The sequence below is a fragment of the Marinomonas fungiae genome (assembly GCF_001418205.1).
Taxonomy (GTDB): domain Bacteria; phylum Pseudomonadota; class Gammaproteobacteria; order Pseudomonadales; family Marinomonadaceae; genus Marinomonas; species Marinomonas fungiae.
Window position 1 is genome coordinate 89611 of record NZ_LIQF01000006.1, and the last position, 13618, is coordinate 103228.

The 13618-nt window shown below is 47.5% G+C and carries 10 protein-coding genes; 2 read left to right on the top strand and 8 right to left on the bottom strand.

Annotated features, from left to right (window positions below; all coding sequences use genetic code 11):
- The first annotated feature begins 1 nt into the window (after position 1).
- Positions 2-787, top strand: coding sequence for a tryptophan synthase subunit alpha (gene trpA, locus ASC49_RS10600; RefSeq protein WP_055463215.1), 786 nt, complete (start codon positions 2-4; stop codon positions 785-787).
- A gap of 65 nt (positions 788-852) precedes the next feature.
- Here the strand turns inward: trpA and ASC49_RS10605 are convergent, their stop codons facing one another.
- The 8 genes from ASC49_RS10605 to ASC49_RS10640 all read right to left on the bottom strand — a co-directional run bounded on the left by ASC49_RS10605 (position 853) and on the right by ASC49_RS10640 (position 12579).
- The gene (locus ASC49_RS10605) at positions 853-2250 is read right to left on the bottom strand and encodes a DUF3999 family protein (protein ID WP_055463216.1); all 1398 of its coding nucleotides are present in this window, start codon (positions 2248-2250) and stop codon (positions 853-855) included.
- Positions 2247-4997 (bottom strand): DUF2339 domain-containing protein, encoded by a 2751-nt coding sequence (locus ASC49_RS10610; protein WP_055463217.1) that lies wholly within the window; start codon positions 4995-4997, stop codon positions 2247-2249. Before ASC49_RS10610 ends, ASC49_RS10605 begins: the two co-directional genes overlap by 4 nt.
- Positions 4998-5356: 359 nt before the next feature.
- Complete coding sequence (locus tag ASC49_RS10615; RefSeq protein ID WP_055463218.1) at positions 5357-7393, bottom strand: methyl-accepting chemotaxis protein; 2037 nt, start codon at positions 7391-7393, stop codon at positions 5357-5359.
- A gap of 122 nt (positions 7394-7515) precedes the next feature.
- Entirely contained in the window at positions 7516-8511 is a 996-nt protein-coding gene (locus ASC49_RS10620; RefSeq protein WP_055463219.1) for a YeiH family protein, read from the bottom strand.
- A gap of 85 nt (positions 8512-8596) precedes the next feature.
- The gene (locus tag ASC49_RS10625) at positions 8597-9667 is read right to left on the bottom strand and encodes a TRAP transporter substrate-binding protein (protein ID WP_055463220.1); all 1071 of its coding nucleotides are present in this window, start codon (positions 9665-9667) and stop codon (positions 8597-8599) included.
- A gap of 38 nt (positions 9668-9705) precedes the next feature.
- Positions 9706-10998, bottom strand: a complete 1293-nt coding sequence (locus ASC49_RS10630; protein ID WP_055463221.1) for a TRAP transporter large permease — start codon at positions 10996-10998, stop codon at positions 9706-9708.
- Positions 10999-11150: 152 nt separating this feature from the next.
- A complete protein-coding gene (locus tag ASC49_RS10635; RefSeq protein WP_245624691.1) occupies positions 11151-11612 on the bottom strand; it encodes a TRAP transporter small permease in 462 nt (153 codons plus the stop codon).
- 64 nt (positions 11613-11676) lie between these two features.
- Positions 11677-12579 (bottom strand): aldo/keto reductase, encoded by a 903-nt coding sequence (locus tag ASC49_RS10640; protein WP_055463222.1) that lies wholly within the window; start codon positions 12577-12579, stop codon positions 11677-11679.
- Between the two features lie 320 nt (positions 12580-12899).
- Between ASC49_RS10640 and ASC49_RS10645 the strand changes: the two genes are divergently transcribed.
- Positions 12900-13616 carry a GntR family transcriptional regulator gene (locus tag ASC49_RS10645; protein ID WP_211262052.1) on the top strand — a complete coding sequence of 239 codons (717 nt, stop codon included), beginning with the start codon at positions 12900-12902 and terminating at the stop codon, positions 13614-13616.
- Positions 13617-13618 lie beyond the last annotated feature (2 nt).

Sequence of the window (13618 nt, forward strand, 5' to 3'; positions counted from 1 at the left end):
CATGAGTCAGTTAGCACAATACATCGCTGAAAAGCGTCAGCAAAAGCCGATTTTGTCCATGACGCATGTGGTTTACGGCTACCCATCGGTAAAAGAAAGTTTGGATTGGATGGCAACGCTTCTAGAAGCGGGCGCGGACTTTATCGAAGTGCAGTTTCCGTTCTCTGATCCAGTGGCTGACGGCCCGACTATCGTGGCGGCCTGTCACGGTGCCCTGCACGATCAAACCTTAACGGTTGAGCAGTGCCTAAAAGACATCGGTCAGCTCGGTCGTGATTTCCCACAAGCGCGCATTGCCTTGATGAGTTATTTGAATCCAATGTACCGCTACGGTTTGGAAAAGCTGGTGAAACGCTGCGCCGAGGAGAACATTCTTGGTTTGATCTTGCCAGATCTACCGTATGAGCAAGCGGGCGAATTGCGCGAGTACTGTAACGCCCACGGCGTTGATCCAGTATGGCTAGTGACGCCTGTGACGCCAAAAGATCGTTTGGCGTTCCTAGCCAGTGAAGCGCGCGGATTCTTGTACTGTGTGGCGCGCTCGGGCGTCACCGGTAACTCGAACCACAATGGTAAACAGCAGTCGTTAGACGACTACCTGGCAGAGATTAATGAGCATACTAACGCCCCAATTGGCGTGGGGTTTGGTATCCGTGAAAAAGCCCATGTGGACGCGCTAAAAGGCAAAGCCGATGTGGCAATTATTGGTTCTGCCCTGCTGGATGCGTACAACAAAGGCGGTAAAGAAGAAGGCTTAAAGCTGTTTAATAGCCTGTTTAACGCTTAATACAAAGCCACGAGTTATCCATAAAAAAACGGAGTCTTGTTTAAAACATGGCTCCGTTTTTTCGTTTATTTCTCAGCGTTTTCCTGAGGTAGCTGGCGCAATAGCTTGATCGCAAAGAACAGCAAGACTATCACCGCAATGGCCAAGCTTAGCCAAAACACTAAGTCCATCCAATTCTGCTGAGTCTGCTGCGCTTTAGGCAAACGGATATTTTCCAGCGGTTTCAGCCCCAGCGCTGCCCATTCAACGTCGCTCTCCCCTAATAGTTGGCTAAACACACTGTTTGACGCATTTTGCTGCGGCACTTCAGCTGTTTTCCCGATGCGATAAGGCCCATTGTTATTAGCGATAAATTGTAGGATTTGTTGCGGGTGGTGCAGGGTTATCTTTGGCGTTACTGTGTCTTGCAAGCCGTTACTGAGCTCTAGGCGCCAATAGGGATCGGCATTGGCGTCTATCTCAATGGCTTTGCTATGTTGCCACACATCCCCCACTTTGGCGTTAAACCAAACACCTAAGTAACGCTGTCGCCAATCACTCTGCGCAGCGGGTCGAGAATAGAGACGAACAGTATCCCCGAAGGTTGTTTTACCGAAATCCAAGCTTAGCTGTTGAATGGCCGCTTGATCATCACGCTGGTATTCCCAAGCACTCACTGGGCCATCATCCGTAATGAGTGAATCCTGCTGCTGGGCCAATGTGCCGGTCACTTGCCAACTTAAGAGTGGTGTCTGAGTAACGTCTTGTACAGGCTCGGCATGAATCGTCAACGGCTGCACGTCAGGCTGATCTGGGAACGCAATTCGCAGAAACTCATATGGCTGTGATGTTAACGGGAGGTCGATCTTGTTGCGCACTAGGCTTTGTTCGCCTTGTTGAAGCTGAACTAAGGTGGTGCTGGATAGGCTTCGCCAACGGTTCATATCATGGCTGCCACTGACCTCAACCACTAAATACTGGCTTGATGGATCGACCGCCCAACTCAGTTCAAGTCCTTTTAGTACGCGTTCGTGTTCACGCATATCAATTAGATAGACATATTCATCTTTGGCTAGCTTGACATTACTAGGATCTAGGGAGATGGCAATAGACCCTTTATCAATCTGTAGCTGAGTTTTTCCTTGTAATATGGCTCCAGTTAATGGCGTGCCGACCAGCACAGGGAAAAAATTCAGCGCTATGATTTCCGGCTTAGATTGTGTCTTTGACTCGGCCATGCGAATACGCGATGGCAACACCGCGCCTTCGCGATCCAGTACAACAATGTCTTTGAGTTGGGCGCTGTCCGTGTAGCGATAGATCTCAGCGGGTAAGGATGCTTCCAGATACACATCGGCAGAGTCAGAGACAGATTCGATGTCATAAAGTGCCGTAACCTCATCTTGGGCTAAAAGCGTGTAGCTACCAAGTAAACCTAGCCATAAGGCTGACCATCGCACTGCGAGCATGGCGATTTTATTCATGAGAACTGCTCCCGATTATCCGACTCAGGCTCTGTTGGAGCACGACTTGGAATCGGTGATAAATAACCGATCAGTAACATGAGCCCGCCTACCACCATAAAAGAAACAATACGCGTTAGGTTTCCGCTATCTTGTAGATCGATGGTAAAAAGCTTTAATAGCACTACCCCCAGTACGCTGACACCCAGCAGCCATACATTACGGCTTTGCTGACGACGGGAAACATTCATGATCACTAAGGCACATAGACTCCACAATATCGACAGAGACATCTGTACCGTGTCGGATTGCCACAGCGCCTGTGCGTTGTAAGGGACCTCAATAAAGTGATGCAGGCCCCTAAGTAAAACAAGGTTGAGCCAAACAAACCCTAGCACCAGCGGCACCGACATGATCAATTCCTGTCTAACGGCCTTAGTTGCCATGATATTTTGTTGGACAGCGTAGGCCATTAAAATCACCAGCGCTAATTGAGCCAAATCCACCGGGTTAAGGATCGGTAGATGGAACCATTGAGTTGCGCCAGAGTTAACGCTCGCTCCAAAAAACCAAAGCAAGAGCATTAATACCAAAGGAACAGGCACCCAATCTTTGTAAACGGAGCGATGTTGTACCATCGGCCACATATCGCGCTTTAACAGCTTCATAAGTAACAACAAGGGACCAGCAAAGACCGCAAACCAAACTAGTATCGAGGTGATATCGCTCCAATGCTGTCTGTTTTGATACCAGCTTACCTCCCAGATTAAAGCCAGCCATAGCCCCCATACGGTGAGTGCGTGCCAGCCTTTCACCAGTATTTCGGTCGATTTCGATGCTGGACTTTCTGCATGCTGCTTGCCTTTCAGCCACAGGAAGTAATATTGCACACCAGCGAATAGAGCAAATGCCAGCCCGCCCAAATTTTGGAAAGGATGCAGCGAACCGCCATCAAACATTGAGACAACAAAGCTTACAGTGCTCCAGAGCACCACGAGCGGCAACAAACTGTAAGCGGCATTTAATACATTAGGCCAATGCAAACGACGACTGAGCAGCAGGCAAGCCGCCGAAGACAAGGAGATAAACAAGATAATCCCAGAGAATAAGTATTCATGGGACACCTCATTGACGATCTTGATACTTCCCGCCACATACCACCATGCTAGCCCTATCAGAATAGACAGGCTTTCTAGAGGCATTTCATAGTGAGTCAATACGGTACGATGCCGTTGCAGAATCAGACCAATACAAAACGCCGCCAGCGCCAAGATAACTAAGCTCAGTACCTGATCGGCGATTATCTGCAAGCCGGAGAGATAAAAGTGTCCGTTCGCATGTAACGCTACCGCACCAGCCATATAAAGCACATAACCCGCGGCTCGCGCCAACCAACGCTGCTGTCGTGCGCCAATCCAGACAAGCCCGGCAGCTTCAATACACCAGGTGGCCGAGGTCCAGCTGGCATCCAGTGCCAGAGGGACGGCAAGGGTCAAGAAGATAATCCCTAACGCGATAAAACACTCACTCAATAAACGATGGGACTGCTGATATTTCTTCATTAGAAGCGCTGCCAGCGCAAGATAAAGAGCCGCAAGAATCACGGCACTGATCGGCAAGCCATACTCGGAATCTTTGAGCAATAAAGTTTGCAAACCAAAGGCTACCATCGGTAAACCAAACACCAAACTGCCATCCACTAAACCCGTCAGTTTCGGTGGTTGCTTGGTGGAGAACAGCACTGAGACCGTCAGATACAGTAAAAAGAAGGCCACCAGAAATGGCTGTGTCGAGCTGTAAAACTGCGGCTGATAACTTTGCACACTCCAAAGAGACGTGATCACAAAGGTAAATAAGAAACCGATCCAATTCAGCAAGCGCCAAGCTTTAAACCAAGCAATCGCCAAGATGCCGAGGTTTAGTAGCAGGTAAAAGCTAAACAGCGCCACATGGTTACCTGAGCCATCGGAAGTCAGTATCGGCGCGAGAAAGCCACCAATGGTCGCCATAGTCACGAGCCCTTGGGCATTTTGTAACACTGCCAAGGCCACACCAAAAACGACAATCACCGTCATTAGGCCGAAGGTCATGGTGGTCGACATCAAGTCGTAAAACTTACCCGCCGCGAAAATGGTGAGATACAAGGCGGCGATACCTCCACCCTGCAATATCAGGCCATAACCATGGTGCCGATCTCGGGTAAACCAACCTATTACCAACAGTGCAGTGGCAATCAGCGCAATGACTGTCAGACGCATTTCAATTGGGAACAGACCTGCACTGGATGCGTATTTAGCTAAAAAGCTCAGACCAAAAAACAACACCAACATGCCCACACGCACCACGGGATTACCTTGGGTAAAGAAGCGGCGCACCTGCTCAGTCAGCTTGTTAAAAAATTGTAGACTATTTGCCTCTTTATCGACTTGGCGATCCTTGGCAAAACGCTTATCCCGCCAGCGATCAGCTTCTTGAGCGGCTTCAGTTCGAGGAGTAATCTGTTGAGCATTGGGTAAATCAGACAGAGGAGCTTTTGCGACAGGCGCCGTCTGTGTTTCCCTAGAGGTCCCCACTTCAGGTCGTTTAATCTGGGCACTCGTTTGTAAACGAGAGACTTCTCTTTCTAAGCCTTTAACACGATCGGATAACTGCCAGACCTGCCCTAGCGAAAGCCCTATCAGACCACCAAACAGCCAGCCAAACGGGTCTGATAAATAGGCCATTCCAGTAAAGAGGCCGATAATGGTCGTGACTATGATTTTACCCATTCGATCATTCCTTTCCTTGTGCATACGATCTGCTGCTGAATTCTTCATCCGGCAGAATTGGAACTTAGTTGGCTCATTAGCCGACAAGCACAGCGGCGCAATCTACCACAATACGAGCAGTTTCAATAGCTATGAAATCCTTTAGGGTTAGCATTGCTTACACATATATAACCCATTGGGAATATCAACGCTGGAAACCGCGTTAGGAAGACTCTCTATCGGGAAAAAGACATATAAGGCTCAGCTGCGTTACCTTAATGACCAGTAACGGTTTAATGCTGATGGATGATTGCGGCAGGAATATTTGCCAGCAAAGCCGGGCTGGTATCGCAGCGCCGGCTATACACTGCAGAGATATATCACGTTACTTTAAAACTTCCTACATGGCTTTCTAATGCTTGGTACAAGGAAGAAATCTGTCGTGCTTGCTCATTGATTAATTGAGCCACTTGTTTGGCAGCTTCTGTTTGTGAGTTTAAGTGAACTAGGTTTTCATTCATCTCATTGGCCACTTTTGACTGCTCACTGGTTGCTTGGGCCGTTTGCGCCGCCATGCCTTCGACCTTGGCGAAAGACTGATGCAGTGAGTGGAACACCTCCGTGACTTTACCAAAGTTTTCAGAGGTCGTTAGCGCATTTTCTCTGCTGGATTTGGTAGAAGCAGAGGTTGCTTTTACACTTTCTTTCAGCTGATCAATCATCACTTCAATCTCGTTCGTACTGTCTTGGGTTCGCGTGGCCAGTGTTCTGACTTCGTCTGCCACGACGGCAAAACCACGACCTTGCTCGCCAGCCCGTGCGGCTTCAATAGCAGCATTCAGCGCCAACAAGTTGGTTTGCTCGGCAATGTTTCGTATCACTTCTAACACTGAAGCGATCGCCTCAGAGCTTGCTTCAAGCTGCTTAGCATGATTTTCCGCTTGTTCAATTTCAGTGACCAATGCCGATACGGCCTGTTGCGAATGATTCACTGCTTGAATACCTTGCTCCGTGAGGGTATTTGAATCAGAAGCTTCTTTTGCTGTATTGGTTGCCACCCCCGCCATTTCTTGATTCGACATATTCATCTCATGGCCAGCGCTAACAATGAACTCCGACGAGTTCGCCAATGAAAGTGTAATTTCCTTGGTTTGGTTCGATGCTTCGTTTAAAGAGTGAGTGACGCCTCCAAGAGATTTTGATTGTTCGCCAATACTCGCCACCATGGCGCGTAAGGTTTCGACAAATCCATCAAACTCTCTGGCAAGATCCCCCAGTTCATCTTTTGAATCGGAATGAATTCGTTGGGTCAGGTCCCCATCGCCTTCAGCTATTTCTTTGATACGTGCGGAAATGTGCTCGATATTTCGAGTCAAAACCAACGGCACAGTGTAGCCAAAAATAAGAGCTGCGATAAATGCGATGGCGATTACTATGATCGCTACCGTTTGATAGGTCTGTATTTGCTCAGACGTTCTTTGCTCCATCGTCCGAGCATAGCTTTGCACTTTCTCTCCAGCCTGATCTAGCATATCTCGAATGGCTTCAAAGCTTTGCTCTACGGATAGGAATTCTTGGGGGACTATGTTGGAATCTTCTAGCAAATAGGTGCTTATATAACGCTGACTACTTTGAACCCAAGCATTAAATTGCACATCAAAACTACGATACTCCTCTAACCATTGGGGCTCATTTTTTAGGTGGATACGATACTCATTAAAATGCTCAATTACCTGGGCCGTGTTTTCCTGAAACACTTTCAAGACGGTTTCTTTGTTTTCCAGCCCATTCCGTAAATGCTGTACTGCCAAACGGGCTTGATAAAGGTCTCTGTCAGCATTTAAAACAGCGCTGATGGCTTCAAAGTAACGCTCTAATTTTGCAGACGAGATGTCCCCATTGAGTGCTCTTGTTCTTTCCCTAAGGGTTTCCCCGGCTTTATCCAACATGGCGCGGATGGTGGTGAACTGCTGATCAAGCTCCATTTCCTGAGCCGTACGCTGGTGCCGCAGCTCAGTATTCAATTGCAAACGTTCGCTTTGTTGCAGCCAGGTTTGAAATAAATCGTCAAAGCCAACAAATGGCTCAACTAATTCAGCTGGCTCTTCGGCAAGATAACTTCGGTAAAGCTGAAAGCGGTCAAAGACTTGCTGGGCATTCTCAGAAAAATCCTTCAGATTTTTGGTTTGCTCCCCTTCGCCGGTGAGTAACTTTTCCTGCGCTAATCGCGCTTGGTAAATATCTCGGTCAGCGTTAAGTACTTCAGATATGGCTTCGAAATAATGCTCCGCTTGCGTTCGCATTGCTTGAGCCTGAAGCGAACTCATAAACACCATAAAACCAAACAATCCCATCAAAATAGCCGCTAAACATATGATGGGAAGCATTACTTTGACTCGAATAGAATGCACACGCATGATCAGATCCTTTGACTAGCCGTTGGAAGGAAAGTCTAGGCAAAGGATCAAAAATCTGCCAAGTACGATTGGCATTTTTATTAAGAAAAGGCGTTTGGCGAAACGTGCGTCAAGTTCTCGTTTTAAATAAAGCAATACGCCAAAACAGCGCCGCCGACCGCCATGAACACCGTTTCCCCAACAAGAATAAGCAGTGGCGCCATACCGACTTCTTTGAGTTTATTTAACCGTGTTCGCATGCCAATTGCCGCAATGGCGAACACTAAGCACCAGCGAGACAGATGTGCTAAGAATTCGATCACGATTTCAGGAATCCCCCCCATAGTGTTCACAACCACTAAGCCAATAAAAACCAATAGAAAAGGTGGTACTGGAAACTTTTTAGTAACGTTTTGATTCTGACTTTTGCGCGCCAACATCAGCGCTAAAACAAAGACAATCGGCGCGAGCATTGCTACGCGAAACAGCTTAACCACCGTTGCGTTATCACCAGTGTATTCAGAAACACCGTAGCCAGCCCCGACCACTTGGGCCACATCATGAATGGTTGCGCCTAAGAAGAACCCGGTTTGACGCTCATCTAAGCCAATCCAGTTGGCAATCATCGGGTACACAATCATGGCCGTCGTGCTCATGGCGGTAATCCCTACAATGGTAAAGACCACTGAACGATTAGTGTTGTCATTCTTAGGTAGCACGGATGCGACAGCGGCCGTTGCCGATGCCCCACAAATCGCTACTGCGCAGCCAGCTAACAGTCCCATGTTTTCCGGTAACTTCAATAGTTTCCCGGCAACAACACCCATCATAATCACTGCCAACACCAACAGCCCTGTACACAATAAAACAGGCCAACCAAAATCCGTCAGGGAGCTGATGGTGATTCTGGCTCCAAGTAGCGCCACACCGGTTCGCAGCAATGTGGACGCAGTAAACTCTAAACCCGAACAGGTTTTCTCTTCGTCCGCCATAAAGTTAAAGCTCATACCTAATAGCAATGCCATCAACATAACAGGTGCGCCATAGTGCTCACTTAAAAAGGCGGCAGACAGTCCCATAACGATAGCCAACATGATACCAGGAATTTTGGGCGCAAAGATCCTCATTGGGTTGAACATGATGTCCCCATTCAGTCAATCAATAGAGTTGTCAAAGGAGAAAGAGGCGGTGGATCCGCCTCTTACATAGAAGAACGAAAGGCGCTTATTTCAAGTCGGCATCATATTCTGCTGCCACTTTTTGCTCGGCGGATTTCGCGGCATTATTGAGCAGGTTGAACCATTTCTCGCCGTCCTCGATGTTTTCTTGGAACCAAGTGTAAACAGGCTTAGCGGCTTCAGCGAACTGTGCTTTTTCTTCTGCAGATGGTACATACAACTCACCACCAGCCTCAGCAAAGGCTTTGTAAGCGGCAATGGATTTACGTTTTGGTGAAGCGAAAGTTGCCTGCTGTAATGCTGAGAAACCATCCACTACCACGCGACGGAGATCTTCAGGCATGTCTTGGAACACTTCGTTATTCATGTACCAAAGAGCAGACATGTACGCATGGCCATCCAACGTAACGTATTTCAATCCAGCATCAGTAAATTTCATTCCCATGATGTCAGTGATACCATTTTTGGAGCCTTCCACTACACCAGTTTGGAACGAAGTAAACAGCTCAGGCCATGGAATCGGTGTAGGACTGGCGCCAAGCGAACGTACCAATTCTTGTGGCAAGTCAGAAACAACCGTGCGAATTTTCAGCCCTTTTAAATCCTCAGGTGTTTTCACTGTGTGTTGGGTGTTAGCAAAATTGCGCCACCCACCAGTATTACCGATAGTCATTAGACGTACTGTATCATTCGAGTCCTCTAAAATTTGGGCGCGTAGCTGGCGAGTGAAGTCTCCCGTGAAAACCTCTTCAGCAATGCGGTCATCGCGCAATACGTAGGGCAAATCTAAGACTTGAACATATGGGTACATGGCCGAAGCGCCGCCAGAAGTGGAAATATAGACATCGACAGAACCATACTCCAACGCTTCAAGACACTCGACACCATTGCCACAAAGCTGAGTTCCCATGTAGATATCAACCGCGATTTTGCCATTTGAGTGTGACTCGACAAAATCTTTGAAAACCACCAGGCCATCGTAGTCTTCGTCGTTTTCGTTTGAATTTGCAACCGCACGAAGATTAAAGTCTGCCGCATAAGTGAAGCCACTCAACATCACTCCAGCACCGATTAACGTCGCGGCAACCACATTATTTATTTTTCTTTTCGTGAACATTCAATAGTCCTCTTTAAGGGTTTTGCTTTGCGTTTGGCCTACCCTGCAACCAAGCCTAATAAACGTGGCACGGTCATGGATAGAGATGGGAAAAACGTTACTAAGAAAATCACAAGGATCTCCACTGCCAAGAACGGCAGAATTGCTTTGGAGATGGTTTCAATGCGCTCACCAGATACACTGGAGGCGACAAAAAGCACCAAGCCCATTGGCGGTGTTGCCAAACCTACGGTCAAGTTCACGCTCATAATGATGGCAAAGTGAACTGGGTCGATACCAAGATTAATAAAGATTGGCCCGAGGATAGGGCCTAGGATGATGATCGCTGGACCCGCATCGAGAAACATGCCAACGATGAATAGTAAAATGTTGATCAGGAACAGCAGCATCAGCGGGTTTTCACTGATTGTTAGCACCCATCCCGCCAACATTTCGGCACTATGAGAAAGACTAACGACCGTTTTAAAGGCAATGGCAGAGCCCACCAGTAGCAGCACTACAGCAGACCCTTGCGCCCCTTTGATAAACACACTCGGTAAATCCGATAATTTAACCGTTTTCATCACCCAGACGCTGATGATCAGAGCATACGCTGTGGCAATAGCCGATGCTTCGGTAGGCGTAAAAATACCGCCAATAATACCGCCTAAAATGATGACTGGAGCTAATAACGGAAACACCGCATTGCGCGTGGCAGTACCACGCTCTTTCCAGGTGGATTTTGGCCCGGCTACTGGGAAATCGTATTTCTTCGCCATGAGTGCAATCATAATCATCAAGCCACCGCCAATCATGATGCCGGGCACGATCCCCGCAGCAAACAATGCGGCCACAGACACTTCCATGGTGTATGCATAGATAATCATGATGCCAGAAGGAGGAATAATGGGACCAATGACCGATGAAGCGGCGGTGATGGCCGTGGCAAACTTACGACTGTAGCCGTTCTTTTCCATGGCGGGGATCATCATAGAACCAATTGCGGAGGTATCCGCCACAGCTGAACCAGATAGGCCCGCGAACAGCATACTAGACAATACATTGACGTGGGCAAGACCGCCGCGCACATGGCCGATGAAGGCTTGAGAAAACTGAACCAGATTCATGGTGATACCACCGCGATTCATGAGCTCACCCGCTAACATGAAAAATGGAATGGCCATCAGCGGAAACGAATCAATGCCGTTATAAATATTACGAAACAGAAGCGAGATGTCCCGCTCCATCCCAGTGGCATAGAGCATTACCCCAGGGGCAGCAAGCATGGCAAAGAATACTGGCATACCGATTAACAGCAGAATTAAAAATAAAGGTAAAAACAGAGCTAACATAATTTGCGTCTCTTTTTATTGTTGTTCTTCTTAGCAAGCATTTGGAGATAGACGGCAGACCTACTCGGCAGAAGCGTCTGCACGAACCTCAGTTGCCAAGGCAAAGTGCTGTTTTTGCCCCAACAAACAACCTATTTCACGCAGGCAAAGCTCTATGTTTGCCAACAACATGGTGAAAAAGCACACGGGCATGGCAAGGTAAATCCAAGCTCTTGATATGTGAATCGATGCTGCACGAGAGCGGAAGCCCGTTCAAAGAAATCCACACCAAGGAACGTTAGCTTTACAAGCACAGCCCCCGCAATTAACAGAAGCAATAGCTTCAACGCGCTGGAAGCCTTGCTTGGTAAGGCCGCTAAAAACATATCGATGGCAACAAAAGAGCCTCGTCGATAGGCTTCCCCTGCCACCATTGCCATCATCCAGATCATCAAGGCACGGGCCGCTTCTTCAGGCCATGGCAAGGCATTGCCTAGCACATAGCGACAGAAAACTTGTAACAAAATGACGCTGATCATCAATGCGACCAGCACCCAAGCGATGTTGCGACCTATGCGATTCAGCAGCAAATTGATGGTGGTAAAGCAGGACACCAGCATTCCAAGAATGGCCATGTGTTACTCCCTCAAAAACCTATTGTTATTGTTATCGTGTCTAACTGTTTAAGGGCTTCCCTGCTTAAGGGACTTCCTGACCCGCCGCCGCGGTCCAAAGCTCAAACCAAGTTTCACGATCAATCTGGATATCTAAAATATTAGAAAGGTCTTTGATTCGATCTGGATTATTGGTCCCCACCACAGGCAAAATATTTGCAGGGTGTGCCAACAACCAAGCAAGAGCGACGTGATCAGAAGAAGCACCCTGCTCTTTTGCTAAACGCTCAAATAAAGGGGCCAAGCGACGAGTTTCAGGCGTATCACTAAACAAGGCACCGCCACCTAGAGGTGACCAAGCCATCGGAGTAAGTTGATCCAACTGCATGGCACTTAAGCTGCCATCGGTGAAGGCATCACGTTGAAGTAAGCTCATTTCCACTTGGTTAGCAGCCAGTGGATGACGCATGTTCGCTTGCAGTAAACGCCAATCCCATACGTCAAAGTTAGACACACCGACAGCGCGCACTTTACCGCTATCGATTAACGCATCTAATGCTGCGCCGGTTTCAGCGGCATTCATTAAAGGATCGGGACGGTGGATTAATAACAGATCGAGATAATCCGTATGCAGGTTTTTGAGACTTTGTTCAACACTTGAGTTTATGTATGCGGCACTGGTGTAGTAGAACTTCACACGACGATCTGGGAATTTTTCTGACATCAGGGCGATGTCACATTTTGAAATAAGCTGCATCTTAGGACGCAAACTAGGGTCTTGGGCTAGGGCTTTTCCGAATAGCATTTCGCATTCGTAGTCGCCATAGATATCTGCGTGGTCGAAAGTAGTAATACCCTGATCAAGGCACAGATCAATTTTCTGTCTGACGTGGGTCAGAGAGACATCAGAAGCGTCTGCTAAACGCCAAACACCGTATACTAGACGGCTGAATTGTAGATCAGATTTGCCAACTTGAACCATTCGCATTGTTTGTCTCTCCGAATTTTGAGCATTCTTCGCTTTAACTTAACGCTCAGAATTTTTGTTTTTGTTTTTGCTCTCTACCGCTCACTGCTAAAAATCGCGAACGATATGAGAGGTTGTATATTTACCCTAACAGTGTATTCTAATGATGTAAATCAATAGTGAATGAATTTTACTAAAAATTTCCCCATGCCTTACTCGCCAATATAAACATTCATGGCGAATACACTGCGAAGACAGTCACTTAGGCTATTTAAAGTGCTTACATACAGCCGTTTGACTTGTAAGATAAGATGACTTTTTGCGCAGGAGTAGGTGAAAAAGTGGACAAGAAAAACAAAACAAAGCAACTACCGCTCTATATCCAAATCAGTGAATTACTGAACCGCGAGATCGCGGCTGGACACTGGTTACCAGGGGACCGGTTACCGATTGAGGCAGAGCTGGCAGCGAAATTAGGCGTTGCCATTGGTACTCTCCGAAAAGCCCTTAAAAAGCTTGAAGAAGATGGCTTTTTGGAGCGCCGCCAAGGCTCTGGTAACTATGTGAAACGCGCTCCGAGCGGTCGTGCCATTTACCAATTTTTCCATTTGGAAACCCTAGAAGGTGGCGGAGTACCAACGGCTGATATTTTGTCTGTCACGATGGATGACGATGAGTTTGTGAAACGACAACTGAATATTGAAGCCGATGGCAAGCTATGGTGTATCAAACGTGCTCGTTACCTTAATCGCGAACTTGTTGCGATGGAACAGATTTGGTTTAAACACGCCCATGCGCCGAGTCTTAAGCCAAAAGATTTACACGAATCGCTGTACCTCCATTATCGAGACAACTTTTCTTTTTGGATCAGTCGAGTGGAAGACGAAGTCGATTGTGCCCCCGCACCTAAATGGGTGACGGACAATCTGGAGTTAGCTCCAGAAACAACAATGCCAAAGGTGCATCGTAGAAGTTGGTCAAACGAAGGCAATATCGAAGAGTTTTCGTTTACATGGTATGACCCAGCCAAGTGTCGTTACGTTGCTCGATGGCACTAACA